We start from the raw sequence: 17,488 nt of genomic DNA on the forward strand, positions 1-17,488 counted from the left end.
CATGAACGACGACAGCGCGCAGGCCGCGATGCAGGCCGGGATCGACGAGGCGAACGCCGCCACCCCGGAGGAGGCGAAGCGCCTGCAACAGGAGCGCGCCCTCATCGGCGAGTGGAACAGGCGCCTCAGCTACGCGCGCGACTTCGACGACAACGCCCGAAAGCAGTACGCGCACGACCGCCGCTACGCGAAGGGCGAGAGCGGCTTCGAGGTCGACACCAACCTCATCGGCTCCAACATCGACACGATGGTGTCCTTCATCTACGCGAAGGACCCGGACGTCGACGTGACCCCGGCCGAGAGCGTGGGAGACCAGCGGTACGCCGATGCGAAGGACTTCGCGCGGACCCTGCAGATCGTGATCTCCCGGCTGTGGCGCATGGGCCGGCTGAAGCGCCAGGCGCGCCGGTGGGTCCGCTCGGCGCAGACGGTGGGCATCGGCTGGCTGAAGGTGGCCTGGCAGCAGCGCATGGGCCGCGATCCGCTGATCCAGGCGCAGATCAACGACCTGCAGGACAACTTCGCGCGCGCGGCCGCGACGATGGAGCGGGTCGAGAAGGGCGAGGCGAAGGACCTCGACGCCCTCAATGCCGAGCTCGAGGTGCAGCTGGCTGCGCTGGAGGAGCAGGTCGAGGTGGTGCTCTCCCGTGGGCTGGTCATCGACATGGTCGCAGCCGAGGACATCCAGGTCGCACCCGGCGTGCCGTCGCTCCTCGACTACCAGGACGCGCCGTGGATCGCGCACCGCACGTTCCTGCGTCCGGAGGACGCCGCGGCTGCATTCCCTGAGCTGACCGACGCCCAGATCCGACAGGCGGCGAAGTACTTCCCGCGCAAGCCCGAGTCGGCCCTGGAGGAGACGCCCACGCTCAGCGACGTCACCGCACGGGACGCGGACACCTACCGCAGCAGCGACGGCGGCGCCGCAGGCACGGCCGGTGATGGCTACCTCTGCGTCTGGGAGATCTGGCACCGCGACGCGAACACGGTGCTAACGCTGGCCGAGGGCCTGGATCGCTGGGCGCGGAAGCCCTACACGCCGTCGCCGGCGTCGCTCCGCTTCTACCCGTTCTTCGGCCTGGCCTTCACCGAGGTCGACGGCGAGCGCCACCCGCAGTCGCTGGTCTGGCGCTCCCGCAAGCTGCAGGACGAGATCAGCCGTCTGGACAGCAACCTCGCGGAGCACCGACGGCGCTCGCTGCCGGGCGTGGTGTTCAACGAGGGCGAGATCGCGCCGGGCACGGCGGACAAGCTCATGAAGTCCGGCACGCAGCAGTGGGTGGGCATCAGCCCGACGAACCCGAACGCCGACCTGAGCAGCCTGTTCGCGCCGAAGCCGGTCGCCAGCATCGACCCCGCGCTCTACAACGACCAGCGCACGCTGGCGCGCATGGAGTCGATCTGGGGCCTGCAGGATGCGGCGACGGGCGGCATCCGGGTGGCGAAGACGGCGACCGAGGCCGAGATCCAGCAGGCCGGCACCGGCAGTCGCGTCGGTGCGATGCGGGACGAGATCGAGGACCGGCTCACCGAGGTGGCGCGGTACACGGCCGAGCTCGCGCTGCAGACGATGAGCCTGGAGGACGTCCGGGAGATCGCCGGACCCGAAGCGTTCTGGCCCGAGGGACTGGAAATCGACCAGATCTACGCCCTCGTCGAGGTGGACATCCGCGCCGGCTCGTCCGGTCGCCCGAACACCGCGCGTGACCGCGAGAGCTGGGCGGCGATGCTGCCGATGATCCAGACCCTGATCGACCGGATCGCCCAGCTGCGCACCGGCGGAGCGGAGGAGCTGGCTCAGCCGTACATCGAGCTGCTCAAGGAGACGTTCAATCGCAGCGGCGAGCGCATGGATGTCGAGCGCTTCCTGCCGCCACCGCCCCCTCCGCAGGCCCCGGGCATGCCGCCGCTGCCTGCCGAGCCGGGCATGCCGGCAGGCGCTCCACCCGTGACGGCTGACCAGCCGCCGGGACCGCCGCTGCCGACCGACTTGCCGGTGCCGAACGCGCCGGTCCTGCAGTGACCACAACGAGAGAGACAGGCCCATGCCACAGGAACGCGACGAGAGCGGGCGGTTCGCCGCCGCGCAGGACCCCATCGACGACGCCGCGCCGGCGCCGCCCGGCGACCAGCAGGACACACCGCCTGCCGAACCGGCCAGCCCGCTCGACGCACTGAACGCCGCGCTGGCGGCCCAGGACGAGCCGGCTGCGACCGGCGACCCAGCTCCGACCGCAGCCGAGCCGCCACCGGCCGAGGAGCCGCCTGCCCAGGGCGAGCCCGCAGCCAAGCCCGCCGAGCCGCAGAACGACGTCGACACCGAGGTCGCGGCGCTCGGCCTCAAGGGCCGCAGCGAGGAGCGCTTCCGCGCGATGTCGGCTGAGCTGTCCGAGCTGCGCCCGCTGCGCGAGCGGGTGACGGAACTCACGGAGCGCGCCGCGGCCGCCGACGAGTGGGAGGCGACGGTCAAGAGCACCGGTGCGGCGCCGGAGGACTTCGGCATGGCGCTGGGCTTCCTCAAGCTGCAGGCAAGCCCGCGGCCCGAGGACAAGCGCCAGGCCTACGAGATGATCCAGCAGGTCGCGGCGAACCTCGCCAAGGACCTGGGCCTCGACGCGCACGGCCACGACGCGCTCGCCGCGCACCCCGATCTGCAGCAGCTGGTCGAGAAGGGCGAGGTGCCGCGGAACGTGGCGGCTGAGATCGCCGCACAGCGCCACCAGCAGCAGATGGGAACGCGGGCGCGCCAGGAGGAGACGCTGCGTGCCCAGCAGCAGACCGCGCTGGAGCGGGGTGCCGCGGCGGTGGACGCCGCGGTGTCGCAGCTCAAGGCCAGCGACGCCGACTTCGCCCGCAAGTTTCCGCTCCTGCAGCCGGCGCTGGACCTGATCGCGCGCAGCTTCCCGCCGGACCAGTGGGCGGCCGAGCTGCAGCGGCGGTACGCGGCGCTTCCGCCGATGCCGGCCCCGCCGCGGCCGCTGCCGCCGGTGAGTGAGGCACCGCTGCGGCCGACGGGCGCTGCCGCGGGCACAGCTGGCCTCGCGCGGGAAGCGAAGTCGCCGCTCGAAGCGCTGGAGATGGGACTCGCGGCCAAGTAGCACCACCCCTTTACCAACGGAGAGCAGCATGTCCACCGACAAGCAGATCGAACACGAGATCCAAGCCAAGGGCCTGACCGCGCCACGCGTCACGCCCGACGACATCGAGGCGGAGATCGACAGCGAGTACTACTTCACCGCAGCGCAGGGCGCGTTTCAGGAGCTGTCCACCTGCGGCGACAGCAGCGCGGAGCTTGCAGTGCCGAAGGCTCTGCACTTGCTGACCTTCTGCGTCCTCGTGTTGCGCAACGGCTTCACCGTCACAGGCGAGTCGGCCTGCGCCAGCCCGGAGAACTTCGACGCCGAGATCGGCCGCAAGATCGCGCGGCAGAACGCGGTCGCGAAGGTCTGGCCGCTGCTGGGCTTCAGGCTGCGCGATGCGCTGGCGAGGGGGCTCGCGACCGGGGCTTGATTCGCCGCCTCCGGGCAGCAGAGTGCGGGCCAGCAGGGCGGGGCGACCGTCGCGCAGCAGGGTCGGGATCACCCGGACCGGAGCGCGGCGCAGCCCCTCACCCTGAACACCGCTCAGCCGAATCGCCGGAGTCGCGTCCGGTAGCGCAGCACTGAGGCGTCGCGCCCCTCGAAGCGGATCAGTCGGCCGAAAGGCCAGCTCATCTACCCTTCGAGGATTGCGAAATGCCCTTCACCCAGGCCGAGTTCGAGCGCGGCGCGCGCTATCAGCTCGAGTACCACGCCAAGAACGACCCCTTCGACCAGGTCAACACCGACCACCCCTTCCTGCGCGACATGATCGCGAAGAAGAAGGAGCGCATCGGCGGCAACGAGTACGTCACCGAGAACATCCGCGTCTCGAACGACTCCAACTTTCAGCACTACTTCGGCAAGGACCGGGTGACCTTCAACGAGAAGGACACCATCGAGCAGGCGAAGTACCCCTGGTACGACTTCCACGACGGCTTCGGCCTCGACGAGGACCGCCTCGCCGCCAACGGCATCAACATCACGGACGACGGCGAGACCAGCGTCGTGTCGGAGGCCGAGAAGATCCAGCTCGTCAACCTGATCGAGGAGCAGCGCACGACGCTGAAGCTCGGCGCGATGGAGAAGCTGGACGAGTCCCTGCACCTCGACGGCACGCAGGACCCGAAGGCGGCGCCGGGGCTGTCCTCGATCATCTCGCTGACGCCCGAGGTGGGCGTGGTCGGTGGCATCGATGCGGCCGAGAACGCCTTCTGGCGCAACATCGTCAACACCGGGATCAGCACGGCCAGCGCCGGCAACCTGGTGCAGGAGATGGAGCGGGCCTGGCGCGCGGCGAGCCTGTACGGCAAGCGCGGCACGCCCGACCGCATCTACGTCGGCAGCGACTTCCTCGACGCCTACCGCAAGGACGCGCTCGACACGATCAACCGCCAGCTCAACATCCCGGGCCGGGGCGGCACCGCGGTGGACGCGTCGACGACGGGCCTGTTCTTCAAGGGCGTCGAGCTGATCTGGGACCCGACCTTCGACAAGCTGGACGAGCTCTACGGTCCCTTCACCGTGCCGTGGGCGAAGCGCGCCTACTTCGTCAACACGAAGACGGTGATGCTGCGCCCGCTGAAGGGGCACTGGATGCGCGAGCGCAAGCCGCAGCGCCCCATCGACCAGTACGCGCACTTCTGGGCGGTGACGGGCAAGTACTCGTTCACCACCAACCAGCGCAACGCGAACGCGGTCCTCTCGATCGCCTGACCTCAACCCGGTCAGCGCCCTGCGGGGCGCTGGCCACGCAAGAAGGACTGCCACATGCGACTGCTCACCGTCACCGACACGCCGCTGGTGCTCGACACGACTCCGTTCCTGTCGGGGTCCAATGCCATCGCGGTGAACCTCTCCGACTCGGCCGTGACCATCGAGGCCGCCGACTCCGCTGCCGACGACTTCACCACGTTCCTGGAGGTCGAGGCTGGGTCCCTGGTGGAGATCGCGAACCTGCCTCCTCGGATCCAGCTTGCCGGCGCCGGCCCCCTCTACCTCATCGCGGACATGGACTGATGACATGACGAAGATCCTCACCGTGGTCGTCACGCGCGACCAGATGGCCAAGCTCCCCACCGAGGTGTTCGAGCACGAGCTTCCGATCCTCCAGCTGCTCCACGGCGGCGAGAACAAGGTCAAGGTCGTCGACTCGCAGACCTGGGCCGGCGACGAGCTCGACGCGCGGACCGAGCTCGAGCGGCTCCGCAACAAGTACGACAAGCGCAACCTGCAGGTCGTCGACCGGGTCTACCCGCGCGGCGTGGCGGACCTGAAGGCCGCGGGTCTGAAGGTCCGCGACGGGGAGGCGGTCAAGCCCTCGCAGACGCTGATCCGCCGGCACAAGCCCGAGCAGCGGGTGTCCGGTTCCGCTGGCATCGAGCAGAGCTCGGCGCCCGGCGCCGACAAGGTCGGCGAGATCGAGGCTCTGGCCAAGGGGACCATCCCGGAGATCACCGCGGCGCTGCCGTCCCTGAGCAACGAGCAGCTGGACGAGCTCGAGGTGCACGAGGGCGCGAAGGACTCGCCTCGGGCCGGCCTGATGAAGGCCATCGAGGCCGAGCGCGACAGCCGCAACTGACCTACACGATCAACGATGGGCCGTTGAGCTTCTCGGGCTGGCGCGTGCCGGCCCGAGCTTTTTCAGGAGTCGGGAGTAGGGCATGCCCTGGGTACAGATCGCAGACGCTGGCGTCCAGTACGAGTTCGACGATCACGGCTTTGGAGGCGCTGAGATGTCCGGCAGCGTCATCCGAGCCACGGACATGACTGGCGGGTTCAGCGTCCATCTCTGGGACACCCCGCGTCGCTTCCGGCTGACATTCTCGGACTACCGGTCCCATGCGGTGGTAGGCAACGAGGGTCTGAGCTACGTCGTGTACTACCCGGATGACGAGGAGGCCTTCGTCTACAACGGCGATACGGCACGCGACGCGCACAGGTTCGTGCCAAATCCCGTTGAGACGAGCGAGACGTGGTCTATCACGTACGGGGCTGGCGCCGGGACCGAGACATCCCGGCAGGACTCGTTCGAGATGCGGGTTGAGGTATGGGCCGACGGCCCACAACCCGAGGTCAGCTACAACTGCGAGTGCGAGGACGAGCACCCCAGCCGGACGCTGGCGGAGCTGCGCACGAGCCTCATGCGCAGGCTGGGATTCAGCGCTCAGGCTGCGAACCCACCCCCGGGGATGGCCGAGCTGCTCAACGACTTCCTCTACGACGCCCAGCAGCAGCTGATCTGGCGCTATGACGTGCTGCGCACGGAGCGCTTCTTCACCTGGGACCTGCTGCCCGGCGTGCGGTTCTACGACCTGGTGGACAACGTCGACACCTGCACTGTCGAGCTCGATCCGCGGAAGCTCTCGTGGGTCGGCGTGGAGCGCGACGGCCGCTGGTACGAGCTGATCCAGGGCATCCCGCCGGAACTCTACAGCCGGCCGGAGCAGAACTGGCGGCCGACGCGGTTCGAGATCCGGCAGTGCATCGAGGTGCACCCGGCGCCCGACGTCGCCGGCATGAAGCTCCGCGTCAAGGGACGCTTCCCACCGACCCGCTTCCGCGAAGACGAAGACCGCACCAGCATCGACCACCACGCCGTGTTCCTGCTGGCGCTGGCGAATGCGAAGGCGCACTACCAGCAGCCGGATGCGGGGAACTACGTGCAGCAGCTCGAGGTGCTGATCCGCAAGCTCGTCGCCGGCGCGCACGGGACGCGGCGCTACATCCCCGGGGCGCGTCCGACCTTCCCGCGTGACGAGCCGCAGTGGGAGCCGCTGCCATGAGGCAGGTCGTGCTCAGCAGCCAGAAGGCCGGCATCACCCGCCTGCGCGGAAAGGGCGGCGCCTCGGCGGAGGCGCTCTGGGATCTGCGCAACGCCTACGTCACCTCGGCGCGCACGATCAAGCGCCGGCCTGGCATGCGCCGCCACATCGACCTGCCGCCGGGGACGGTGGGCCTGGCAGCTTTCGAGGGCGTGTTCGTCGTCTTCGCGTCGTCGCCGGTCGAGAACAGCGATCCCCGCGTACGGGTCGAGGTTCTGCGTCACCCCTCGCGTGAGGGCGCGGAGCTGCGCAAGATCCACTTCGCCGCACCGTTCTACGGCGCGCTCTATGTGGCCGCCGAATTCGACCAGGGCGAGGTCTTCCACTACTGGCTCTCTGAGGGCGTCGCCTGGACGCCGCAGACGGTCAAGATGGCTGGCGACCGTGTCGAGCCAACGGTGCAGAACGGGTTCTCGTATGTGGCCACCAGGGCGGGAGATCCCCGAATCGCGTGGGCGCCCGGAGTGCCGCGCGCGGTCGGGGATGTGGTCGAGCCGACGGTGCAGAACGGATTCGAGTACGTCGTGGTCGACGTCATCGGCTCGGCTCCGGCCTCTGGCGCGGTTGAGCCGGTCTGGCCGACGGAGGAGGGCGCACAAGTCATCGAGGACACCGATGCCGGCGGCGGGTCTGCGCCGACTCCACCCGCGCCAGCGCCGCCGCCGACCCCATACCCGCCAGGCTATGGCGGCGGCCGATCCAACAACGACATCCCGCAGCAGGCACGCTGATGGCCGCACCGACCTGGAGCCCTGGCACCCTCTACCGTCCCGGCGCACTGGTGCAGCCTCGCACCAGTACCGGCGTGGTGCAGACCGCGCTGCAGAATCCCGACTTCGAGCAGGGGAACGTCGGCTGGGACCTCGGGCCCGGCTTCTCGATCTTCTCCGGCACGAGCGTCGAGGGCAGGCCGTACCAGGGCAATTGGGGCCTGCTGTTCGTCCAGCCGGCGCAGGACTCGCAGGTCCGCGAGGCGACGAACCTGGCGAAGGTGCCAGTGCGCGCGGGGCAGTCGATCAGCGCAAGCGCGATGGTCAACCTCGGCGGCCCGTCGCAGCAGTTCTCGTTCTGGCTGCAGCTGGTGTACCTCGACGCGAACGACGAGCCGGTCGGGCAACCGATCCAGGGCAACCGCGTGACGCGTCCCGCGGCCGACTGGCGCCGCATCAGCGTGACCGGTGTCGCCCCCGCAGGCGCTGTGTGGGCGGTCCTGCAGACCGCGACGCAGGCGACCAACTACAACCCGACGCCGCGCGCGCGGCTCGACAGCTTCACCTGGAACTACGCCTTCGCCGGTGCGCCGGATGGGCTGCTCTACAAGGCGGTGCAGGCCGAGGCCGGCCGCAGCGGATCCACCGAGCCGGCGTGGCCGCCGGTGCTCGGCGTGCAGGTCGTCGACAACGAGGTGATCTGGGAGGCCGTCCTCACCAACCGGGTGGTCTGGGAGGCGCGGCCGGTGCTGAAGACCGGCGAGACCGAGCCGGCATGGCCGGAAGTGCCAGGCGCGTTCGTGCTCGACGGCACGATCAGCTGGCGCACCACGGCACGGAACATCGAGGACGACAACTGCCCGAACACGTCGGTGGTGCTGATCGCCGCGGCGAAGGTGTTCGGTGCCTACCGCGACGTCACGCGGTTCTCGGCCACCGCCAACCCGCGGGACTGGTCCGCGGTCGAGGACGCGGGCTTCCTCGACACCGGACAGCAGTCGCCGGTCTCGAGCGAGACGAAGGTCCTGGCCTTCTACCGCGGGAACATGGCGCTCTGGACGCCGAGCACCATGCAGCTCTGGCAGGTCGACCCCGACCCGTCGCAGATGTCGCTGCTCGACACCATCGAGGGCATCGGCAGCATCTGGCCGAAGGCGACGGCGCCGGTGGCCGGCGATGTCTACTTCCTCTCGACCCTGGGCGTGCGGTCCGTATCGATCGCTGGCGGCAGCACCAACCTGCAGAGCGGCGACATCGGCATGCCGGTGGACGTGCTGGTGCAAGCCGAGCTGCTGGCGCTCCAGGAGGGCGAGGAGCCGCTGGCGTTCTACTACCCCAGTGCCGGGCAGTACTGGCTGGCGTTCCCGCGCGTGGTCCTGGTCTTCACGCAGTCCCAGATCGGCGGCGTCGGCGCATGGAGCGCCTACGACCTGCCGTGGCCGGTGGAGGCGCATGCGCAGCGCGAGGGCGAGCTCTACCTCCGCAGCGGGGACGTGATCTACCAGGTCGACGAGAACGCGCTGGACGACGACGGCGTGGACTTTGACGGCGTGATCCAGTGGCCCTGGCTCGACTTCGGCCCGGCAGGCATGACGAAGATGCTGCACGCCTTCGACCTCATCGGCACCGGCATGGCCGAGGTGCAGTTCGGGTTCGACCAGACCAACGGGGGCCTGTTCACGGCGCCCTACGAGGTGCCCGCCGACACGGTGCCGGGCTGTCCCATCCCCATGCCGCTGTCGGCGCCGTCCATGTCCGTGCGGATCATCTTCAGGGGTCCGCAGGAGTGGGAGCTGCAGTCGGTGATCCTCTACCTCGACGACCTCCGGGGGAATCCTTGAGCGCGCGCCTGAACTTCAACGTCCGTCTGCTGGACCTGCTCCACGTCTGCTGTCAAATGCGAGAGGACGAGCAGCAGCAGTACCTCGCAGTCACGGGGCTCAGCCACTACGACCCCGACGTCGCCGCGGCGATGTTCTGGAACCTGCCCGGTGTGAAGGCGGTGCTCCTCGACGACGAGAACCGCGCGCTCGCAATCGGCGGATACCAGGAGGTCGCCGCGGGCGTCTGGCAGTCGTGGATGGTCGGCAGCCCGGAGGCCTGGGAGCGCCACTGGCGCGCCATCACCAAGGGCAGCATCGCGCTGATGGACCTGATGTTCGACGAGTTCGGGGCCCGGCGGCTGCAGACCAACAGCATCGCGTCGCGAACGCGCGCCATTGATTGGTACGTGCGCGGGCTGAAGATGCGCCCTGAGGGCGTGATGCGCGGCTACGGGGCCAACGGCGAAGACGTGGCGACCTTCGCCCTGCTGAAGTCGGAGCGGAGGACGAAGCGTGGGCAGTGACGCATCCAAGGAGCAGCGGCGCGCGAGGGAAGAGGCGGAGCGCGCCGAGGCTGATCGCCGCGCCGCCATCGCTGCGGCGACGAACCAGGTCAACAACATCTTCGGCTCGCCCCAGCGCGAGGCCGACCTGCAGGACTACCTGGGGGCGGTCAGGGAGACCTACCGCACCGACCTGGACCGGCAGAAAGCTGACGCCGACCGGGAGAGCCGCTTCGCGATGGCGCGCAGCGGGCTGATCGGCGGTAGCGCCGACATCGACCTGAACCGGCGCGTCGCGGACAACTACACCCGCGGCGTCCTCAACGCCGAGCAGGCCGCGCAGCGGCAGGTGGCCAATCTCCGCAGCCAGGACCAGCAGGCAAAGCTCAACCTGCTGCAGATGGTCCAGAGCGGGATGGACGCCACCACCGCGGCGCGCAACGCCTCGGAGTCCCTGCGGGTGAACCTCGCCGGCGCGCGCGCGGACCAGAACATGGGCGCGGTCGACAACGCCTTCGGGCAGCTGTCTGGCGTCTGGCAGGACTCCAAGAACCGAGCGAATGAGCGCCGGAAGGACTCACTCTTCGGGCAGACCTACTTCACGCCGGGGCAGTGGGGCGCGTTGACGCCGGCTCCGGGCTTCAAGGGCTTCGGGGGCTGATATGGGACTGGATCCTGTCACCTGGGCGGCGATCGGCGCGGGGCTCCTGAGCACCGGCGCCGGCGTCTACAACAACAACCAGACCGCGAAGCGCCAGGACGCGGCCGCAGCGCAGGGCATCCGCGACCAGACGCGCGCGCAGGCGGAGATCAACGACCGGATCCGGCAGTCGGTCGGGCAGCTCGAGGAGTCGTCGGCAGCACCTGCCGCGGCAGAGAGGTCCGGCACCTACCGCGAGCAGGTCCAGGCTGCCCAGCAGCGCGCGCTGGCGGGCCTTCAGCTGCAGGGCGCCTCGGAGGAGTACGCGAAGCGCGCGGGAGCGGCGCAGGAGGACGTGCAGGGCTACGCGCAGCGCCTCTCTGGCCTCTACGGACGGATGGACGCGCCGACGATGCAACGACAGGCAGAGGGCTTCCGCTACGGCGACCTCGGCAACCAAATCAGCACCATGGCGCGGGATGCGCAGGGCACCGCCTACCTGAGCCGGCTGCGCCAGAGCGGCATCCGCCGCAACCCGTGGCTGGACGTGGCGCAGGGCGCCCTCGGTGGGATCAGCAGCGGACTGGCGGGCTACGGGAGCGCGGGCAATGTCTAACCAGCTGGGGCAGGGCATCGGCGCCTTCTTCCGCACGGCCATCGCGGGCAACAGCATCGCGGAGCAGCACGGGCAGCAGTACTTGAGCCGGCGCGCGCAGACGGAGAATGCGCTGCAGGAGGCGCGGAAGCGCGCAGACGAGAACGCCGCGCGCGAGATGTACGAGGCGGCGCTGGCCGGCGGCGGCTGGTCGCCGGAGCAGGCGCGGATGGTCGCCACGGCGCAGCGGGCGGGCTTCAATCCGCAGCTTGCCGCGCAGGCGCGGCTCGGCGACGGGGCGTACATGGCGCAGCAGGCGGCGATGGCCGCGGCGCAGGGCGGCGACCTCAACGAGATGAACCGCTTCCTGGCCGTGCAGGGCGGCAAGCCGATCACACTCGCCGCCGTGCAGGGCGACGCCCTCATCAACCCGAACCAGACGGCGGACAGCCAGAGCCCGGGGCTCACGATGCTGGGCGCCGCGCGCGCGCAGGCCGCGGAGGCGCAGGCTGGTGCATCGCGGGCCTCGGCGGCGAACAGCTACGCCGGCGCGGAGGCGAACCGTGCGCTCGCAGCGCAGCGCCGCGCCGACACGGCGACGCCGGAGCAGCGGGCCGTGCTCGCCGAACAGTACGGCCTCACCGGCGAGAGCATGGCGCGCTACGCCCTGACTGGATCGCTGCCGGCGAGTACTGCGGCGGGCGGAGCGAAGGCGCCCTCCGGCTACCGCTTCACGGCGAACGGAGACCTCGAGGTGATTCCGGGCGGCCCGCAGGACACGTCCGGCGCAGAGGGCGGCGTGGCCGCGACGTTCAACGACCGGCAGCGAGCCGGCGCCGCCATGCAGCGCGAGGCCCTGCTGAACCAGGTCGCCACGCAGACCGGGATGGGCCGCGAGCAGGTCAACGCGATCCTCGAGACGGAAGGCCCGGAGGGCGTAGCGCGGGTGCTGCGCGAGCGCGGCCGCCGGTTCTTCCAGGGCCCGATCCTCGGCGAGATCCCGTTCCTGTCGGAGCGGGTGAACCGCGACATCACGCCGTTCGGCGAGAGCGCTGCGCGCGGGCAGGCGATGATCAACGATCCGGCCGGGCCGATCACGACGCCTGACGTCGAGGGCGCGCGGTCGATGGTGCCGAGCATCAGGATGCCGCTCGACGTGCAGGCCAACCTGGTGGAGACGATGCTTCGGCTCAGCGGTTCGGGTGCCCGAGCATCGCGCGCCGCGGCAACTGCGCGATCCGAGCCTCCGCAGGCCGCCATCCAGGCGCTCATGACAAATCCCGGCCTGTCCGCCCAGTTCGACGCGAAGTACGGCGACGGCGCGGCCGCGGCCTACCTGGGGCAGTGACGTGGCGAACTTCTTCGACCAGTTCGATCAGGCACCGGCTGCGCCGGTAGCACCGCCGCGACCGGTGACGTCGCCTCCGCGCGCCGCGGCCAACTTCTTCGACCAGTTCGACGAGGGGACACCGCCGCCTGCTGCACCGGCCCCGGCGTCCGCGGCGGCTCCCGCGCCTGTCGAGCCGCCTCGCTCCGCCATCGACAACGCAGGTCGCGGCGTCGGCATGCTCCTGCGCAACGTCGCCGAGGGCGGCGCCTCGCTCGCCGGCATCGTCACAGACCCGGCCATCGCCCTCTGGAACAGCGCCACCGGCCGGCAGGACTACGGCACGCGCGCCGGCGTTTCCGCGGCGCTGGATGCCATCGGCTTGCCGAAGCCCGAGAGCGGCACCGAGCGCATCGCAGGCGATGTGGTCCAGGCGGTCACCGGCGGCGGCGGACTGATCGGCGCAGGGCGACAGATGGCAGCTCGCGGCGCGAACCTGATCCCTGCCTTCTCTGGGGCAGCCTCTGACCTTCGCGGGATCGCCGATGCTGCGAATTTGGCACCAAAGCTTGCCGCAGAGGCTATGGCTGGGCGGCAGCTGGCCGCGAGCGGGCCGACTGCGCTGCAGGGCGTGGGCCAAGAAATGGCGAAGTTTGCGGGCCTGCAGCTAGCCGGCAACGCCACAGGCGCTGCTGCGGGTGGCGCTGCGCGGGAAGATGGTGCCACGCCCGCGGGGCAGATCGTGGCGGCTCTGGCTGGTGGACTCGCTCCGTCGGCCCTGACGTCCGGGCTGCCCGCTGCCACTCGTGGCCTCCTGCGTGGAGGCGAATCGAATCGGCAGGCGTTGGAGAACGCGGTGCAGGATTTCACTGCGCTCGGCGGTGCAACACCATCGGTCGGCCAGGGGACCGGGAGCTGGATGCGCCAAGCAGTCGAGAACTCCCTGGGCGCGTCTCCGACCGCCGGAGGGGTCATGGCGCGCTTCGGCCAGCAGCAGGGCGATCAGATCGGCGAAGGCCTGAGCAGCCTCGCGCGGCGCATGTCGAGCAACCCGACCGCGGAAGGAGCAGGACGTTCGATCCGCCGTGGCGTCGACCAGTTCTCGACCGCGGTGCGCGCTCGGCGCGGGCAGCTGTACGACCAGGTCGACCAGTTCGTGCCTCCTGACACCCCGGTCGCGCTCACGCGCACACAGCAGGCGCTGGCCTCGCTCACAACCCCCACCGCTGGCGCGGAGGCCACGACAGGCGCGTTGGTGAACCCCGCGCTGCGCTCGCTGGCCGACAACGTGTCCGCAGACCTCGCCGCGGCGCAGGCGCGCGGGGCCGCCGGGCTGCCCTACGACGCGGTGAAGGCCATCCGCAGCAGGATCGGCGAGGATGCCTTCTCCTTCACCTTGGCGCCGGACAAGCCGACTGCACAGCTGCGGCAGGTCTACGGCGCGCTGACGCGCGACATGGAGGACTTGGCGAAGCAGGCGGGACCAGAGGCGGAACGCGCGCTGCGTCGGGCGAATAGCTACTACCGCGCCAGCCAGGATCGATTGGAGCTGCTCGAGCGGGTCGTGGACAAGAACGGCGGTCCGGAAGCGGTGTTCCAGGCGGCAATGGGCGGCACGCGCGAGGGCGCAACAGTACTGCGATCGGTGATGCGATCGCTGCCGGAGGACGCGCAGCGCGACGTCACCGCCGCTGTGATCCGGCGCATGGGCATGGCCACGCCAGGCGCCCAGGACGCCGCAGGTGAGGTGTTCTCGGCCCAGACCTTCCTGACGAACTGGAACCGGCTCAGCCCCGAGGCTCGCTCGACGCTGTTCAACCGCTACGGCCCGGAGATGAGCGCCGACTTCGACCGCATTGCCCGCGTTGCCGGTCGGATCAAGGAAGGGTCGGGGGTGCTGCGCAACCCGTCGGGGACAGGCGCGGCCGTGGCCGGCATGGGCTACTGGGGCGGCCTGGGGCTATCGATCTTGCGTGGCGATCTCGGTTCGGCCGCGCTGCTGGGATCTGGTGGCGCTGGTATGAATGTCCTCGCGAGGGCGCTCACCAACCCGCGCACCGTGCGCTGGCTCGCTGACGCTACGGACATGCCCGTGAGCGCGCTCCCTCAGCAGCTGGTCGTTCTGCGCCGCATTGCGGAGGCCAGCAACGATCCGGACGTCGCGGCGCTTGCTGATGCGCTCTCAGGAAGCGAGATGCCAGACCAGGGCGACGATGATCAGCGGTAGCGCCACAACGGACACTGCCGCGAGTCCGAGCAGGAGGTAGTCGCGGGTCCGCATCGGGTTCTTGCGGAACCACGCTTCACGGCTCCACTTCGCAACTTGGGACCGGCCCGCTGTGTATCGCTCGTCGCTCATCCGTTCTTCCTCCGGCGCTCGGCCTCGGCCTTGATGTCGTGGATGTCGGCCGGCGGCCCTTGCGGCCGCCCACGGCGGCGGAAGTCGGCCTCCACCATCATTGCCGCAGCCTCGAACGCGCTGAAGACGGCCTGGTGCTGGGGAAAGTGGCGGAGCGCCTCGTCGATCACCAGCAGCAGGTGGTCCGACATCATCTGGACGGCGTCCTCGGGTGCCGCCGGCGCGCTACCCGATACCTGAAGCGCCTGCTGCAGCAACCGCACGATCTCGGCGTTCATCGACACGCCACGCGCATTCGCCGACGCCACCAGGGCCTCGTGGAGCTCCACAGGCAGGCGCACCTGTGTCCGCACATGGTCGTCCGACTTCGACATGCGCCGAGTATGGCACCGCACCTTTCAAGACGCTTGACACTATGAGTAGTGCCAACGTAGTGTCACTACCGAGCACTACGCACCGCGCAGCGGGTTGAACCGCACAACAGCGCGTGCATGGTGCGAGCGCGAGGCGGTTGAAACCATCAAGAGGACGGGCAATGAACGACGAGGAGCAGAAGACGATCCCGGTGCAGGTTCGCCTGCCGGTGGATCTGCGGGACTGGGTGCGACGCGAGGCGAAGAAGAGCCTGCGGTCGATGAACAGCGAGATCGTCTACCACCTGCGGGCGGTGAAGGCGGCGGAAGACATGAAGGTGGCCGCGTGAGCGCCGCGCCGGTCCGGGTCGAGTTCGCGGGCGCGACCCTGCTGGGAGTCGTCGACCGCGGCGTCGCCTGGGTGGCGATGCGCCCCATCGTCGAGGGGATGGGACTCGACTGGAAGAGCCAGCACAAGAAGATCACGGATGACGAAGTTCTCGGGGCAACCGTGGTGGAGAAGACCATGGTTGCGGAGGATGGCAAGCGGCGCTCCATGGTCTGCCTGCCGGAGGAGTTCCTGCAGGGCTGGCTGTTCAAGATCAACCCGAACAAGGTGAGCCCAGTCATCCGCGAGAAGGTGGTCCGCTACCAGCGGGAGTGCTACCGGGTGCTGCACCAGGCGTTCACCGGCGGAGTCCGCGACAGGGTCTTGGCGATCGACTCGAAGCGGGCGATGGCTCGGGTGGTGACCGACATGCTGTCGGAGGTCATGGAGGAAGCGGGGCGGGTGCCCAAGCGGCACCACTTCATGAACGAGCACCGCCTCTGCAACCTAGCCTTGCGGGGCGAGTTCGGGGCCATCGACGAGAAGTCGCTGAGCGCGGAGGACGCATGGAAGCTGGCGGAGATCAGGAAGAAGGACGCCGTGCTGATCGTGCGCTTCCCGGACTACAAGGATCGGAAGCCGAAGCTCTTGGACTTCGCGGCTGGCCTGACTGCGCGCCTGCCCCGACGTCTCCAGAACCTGGAGGACGCGGCATGAGCGACGTCATCGCGTTTCCGGGGCGGCCCCAAGCCGAAGCGACGGCCGCGCAGTGCACTGGAACTGCACTTGCGGTCGACGCCTACATGTCCGTCAAGGACGGGGAGAAGTCGATCGACGAGGCAGCTTCGTGGCTGGTCGAAGCGCATGAGGAAGATGCGGCAGATTACTCACCGCAGGAGGCCCGCGAAGAGCTGGAGGCGATGTTCGCGTCGCTGCTCGGCCTCGCAGCAAACTGAAAAGACGAAGCCCCCGGTGCGCGAACACCGGGGGCCTCTGGCGAAATCATCGGACGAGGACAATTTCATGGGAAAGCGTAGCGATTCCGCTGCGGCGCGCAAGTGCGGCCGCGTGGCAGCGATGGACGTGGAGACGGGGCAGGTGGTAGACGTGCCTGCAGCCGAAGCGGTGGAGGTGCCTGTGATCGGGAACCTGTTCACCCCTGCCCACGATGCGTACTTCTCGCGGGACAAGGTGGGGCAGCGGCCGCGCCGCATCCTGGCAGCCCGACTGACCGGATCACGCCGCGCCTACTGTCTGCTGATCGAGCGCGAAGACGGGTCGCGTGCCACGGTGGGTGTGCGAGGCGACGCCGACATCCAGATTCCGTGGATCGCGCACCTGGCGAGGGATGCGCAGCGCCGCATCGCCACCTTAATGCGGCGCGCCGAGCGTATCGGCTGCGCGCTTCCGGAGTGGTCCGCCGCCTAGGCGCCACCTTGAACCGCCGCGCGCCTCTTGCAGGCTGCGCGCCATGGCAAAGCGCCGGGTCACCGTCTACAACGCCGCAGGGCGGCCACAGGCGTTCGTCTTCGACGACGAGGCGACGCCGGGGGCGGTGCTGGGCAAGAACCTGCGCTGGCCGGACGGCCGGCTGGTGAGCGCGGCGGACTTCGGCGCCGCCCCCGCGCCAGGCCCGGACCCGAACAACGGCATCGCGGAGACTCTCTGGAGCTTCGTCGGGGAGATCCCGGCGAACGTCGTGCAGGTGGAGCGCCTGGACACGACGGGATTCGTCACGCGGCTGGCCAGCGGGCAGTGGGTGACCCGCGGCATCGACGTGGAGCCGGGCGAGCTGACGGTCCACGACGGCGAGGGTGCCACGGGCAATCCCCGGCTGGGTCTGGCGGACGTGGAGCCGGCGGAAGCGGGCGAGCTGCGCGCCACCGAGTTCGACGAGAAGGGGCGCCGCATCGCGGAGCGGGTGCCGACCACCGACGATCTTGCCGAGG

20 protein-coding genes are annotated in these 17,488 nt (G+C 69.7%); 19 read left to right on the forward strand and 1 reads right to left on the reverse strand.

What is annotated here, in order from left to right:
* Window position 1 precedes the first annotated feature (1 nt).
* The 14 genes from ACFO3Q_RS03025 to ACFO3Q_RS03090 all read left to right on the forward strand — a co-directional run bounded on the left by ACFO3Q_RS03025 (window position 2) and on the right by ACFO3Q_RS03090 (window position 14,726).
* A complete protein-coding gene (locus tag ACFO3Q_RS03025; RefSeq protein ID WP_377003145.1) occupies window positions 2-2,023 on the forward strand; it encodes a hypothetical protein in 2,022 nt (673 codons plus the stop codon).
* A 22-nt stretch (window positions 2,024-2,045) separates the two neighbouring features.
* Entirely contained in the window at window positions 2,046-3,098 is a 1,053-nt protein-coding gene (locus ACFO3Q_RS03030; RefSeq protein WP_377003146.1) for a hypothetical protein, read from the forward strand.
* A gap of 28 nt (window positions 3,099-3,126) precedes the next feature.
* Window positions 3,127-3,510, forward strand: coding sequence for a Gp49 family protein (locus tag ACFO3Q_RS03035; protein ID WP_377003148.1), 384 nt, complete (start codon window positions 3,127-3,129; stop codon window positions 3,508-3,510).
* Between the two features lie 224 nt (window positions 3,511-3,734).
* Window positions 3,735-4,793 carry a phage major capsid protein gene (locus ACFO3Q_RS03040; protein ID WP_377003149.1) on the forward strand — a complete coding sequence of 353 codons (1,059 nt, stop codon included), beginning with the start codon at window positions 3,735-3,737 and terminating at the stop codon, window positions 4,791-4,793.
* A 54-nt stretch (window positions 4,794-4,847) separates the two neighbouring features.
* Window positions 4,848-5,096, forward strand: a complete 249-nt coding sequence (locus tag ACFO3Q_RS03045) for a hypothetical protein (protein ID WP_377003150.1) — start codon at window positions 4,848-4,850, stop codon at window positions 5,094-5,096.
* 4 nt (window positions 5,097-5,100) lie between these two features.
* Complete coding sequence (locus ACFO3Q_RS03050) at window positions 5,101-5,658, forward strand: hypothetical protein (protein WP_377003151.1); 558 nt, start codon at window positions 5,101-5,103, stop codon at window positions 5,656-5,658.
* 82 nt (window positions 5,659-5,740) lie between these two features.
* Window positions 5,741-6,862 (forward strand): hypothetical protein, encoded by a 1,122-nt coding sequence (locus ACFO3Q_RS03055; RefSeq protein WP_377003152.1) that lies wholly within the window; start codon window positions 5,741-5,743, stop codon window positions 6,860-6,862.
* A complete protein-coding gene (locus tag ACFO3Q_RS03060) occupies window positions 6,859-7,632 on the forward strand; it encodes a hypothetical protein (RefSeq protein WP_377003153.1) in 774 nt (257 codons plus the stop codon). The genes ACFO3Q_RS03055 and ACFO3Q_RS03060 overlap by 4 nt, the downstream gene beginning before the upstream one ends.
* The gene (locus ACFO3Q_RS03065) at window positions 7,632-9,452 is read left to right on the forward strand and encodes a hypothetical protein (RefSeq protein WP_377003154.1); all 1,821 of its coding nucleotides are present in this window, start codon (window positions 7,632-7,634) and stop codon (window positions 9,450-9,452) included. The genes ACFO3Q_RS03060 and ACFO3Q_RS03065 overlap by 1 nt, the downstream gene beginning before the upstream one ends.
* A complete protein-coding gene (locus tag ACFO3Q_RS03070) occupies window positions 9,449-9,958 on the forward strand; it encodes a hypothetical protein (protein ID WP_377003155.1) in 510 nt (169 codons plus the stop codon). The genes ACFO3Q_RS03065 and ACFO3Q_RS03070 overlap by 4 nt, the downstream gene beginning before the upstream one ends.
* Window positions 9,948-10,598, forward strand: a complete 651-nt coding sequence (locus ACFO3Q_RS03075) for a hypothetical protein (RefSeq protein WP_377003156.1) — start codon at window positions 9,948-9,950, stop codon at window positions 10,596-10,598. The genes ACFO3Q_RS03070 and ACFO3Q_RS03075 overlap by 11 nt, the downstream gene beginning before the upstream one ends.
* A gap of 1 nt (window position 10,599) precedes the next feature.
* Entirely contained in the window at window positions 10,600-11,193 is a 594-nt protein-coding gene (locus ACFO3Q_RS03080) for a hypothetical protein (protein ID WP_377003157.1), read from the forward strand.
* On the forward strand, window positions 11,186-12,520 hold the full coding sequence (locus tag ACFO3Q_RS03085) for a hypothetical protein (RefSeq protein WP_377003159.1): 1,335 nt from the start codon (window positions 11,186-11,188) through the stop codon (window positions 12,518-12,520). Before ACFO3Q_RS03080 ends, ACFO3Q_RS03085 begins: the two co-directional genes overlap by 8 nt.
* A 1-nt stretch (window position 12,521) precedes the next feature.
* Window positions 12,522-14,726 carry a hypothetical protein gene (locus ACFO3Q_RS03090; protein ID WP_377003160.1) on the forward strand — a complete coding sequence of 735 codons (2,205 nt, stop codon included), beginning with the start codon at window positions 12,522-12,524 and terminating at the stop codon, window positions 14,724-14,726.
* Between the two features lie 128 nt (window positions 14,727-14,854).
* On the opposite strand, the gene ACFO3Q_RS03095 is transcribed toward ACFO3Q_RS03090, so the two are convergent.
* Complete coding sequence (locus ACFO3Q_RS03095) at window positions 14,855-15,232, reverse strand: Arc family DNA-binding protein (RefSeq protein ID WP_377003161.1); 378 nt, start codon at window positions 15,230-15,232, stop codon at window positions 14,855-14,857.
* Window positions 15,233-15,393: 161 nt separating this feature from the next.
* Between ACFO3Q_RS03095 and ACFO3Q_RS03100 the strand changes: the two genes are divergently transcribed.
* From ACFO3Q_RS03100 to ACFO3Q_RS03120, 5 genes are all read left to right on the forward strand, one after another.
* A complete protein-coding gene (locus tag ACFO3Q_RS03100; RefSeq protein ID WP_377003163.1) occupies window positions 15,394-15,561 on the forward strand; it encodes an Arc family DNA-binding protein in 168 nt (55 codons plus the stop codon).
* Entirely contained in the window at window positions 15,558-16,256 is a 699-nt protein-coding gene (locus ACFO3Q_RS03105; RefSeq protein WP_377003164.1) for a phage antirepressor N-terminal domain-containing protein, read from the forward strand. The genes ACFO3Q_RS03100 and ACFO3Q_RS03105 overlap by 4 nt, the downstream gene beginning before the upstream one ends.
* Window positions 16,253-16,495 (forward strand): hypothetical protein, encoded by a 243-nt coding sequence (locus ACFO3Q_RS03110; RefSeq protein WP_377003165.1) that lies wholly within the window; start codon window positions 16,253-16,255, stop codon window positions 16,493-16,495. The genes ACFO3Q_RS03105 and ACFO3Q_RS03110 overlap by 4 nt, the downstream gene beginning before the upstream one ends.
* 67 nt (window positions 16,496-16,562) lie before the next feature.
* Entirely contained in the window at window positions 16,563-16,967 is a 405-nt protein-coding gene (locus tag ACFO3Q_RS03115) for a hypothetical protein (protein WP_377003166.1), read from the forward strand.
* Window positions 16,968-17,010: 43 nt separating this feature from the next.
* Window positions 17,011-17,488, forward strand: a 478-nt coding sequence (locus ACFO3Q_RS03120) for a hypothetical protein (RefSeq protein WP_377003168.1), incomplete at its 3' end; no start/stop codon positions are given.

Source organism: Coralloluteibacterium thermophilum (assembly GCF_042654365.1).
GTDB lineage: Bacteria > Pseudomonadota > Gammaproteobacteria > Xanthomonadales > Xanthomonadaceae > Coralloluteibacterium > Coralloluteibacterium thermophilum.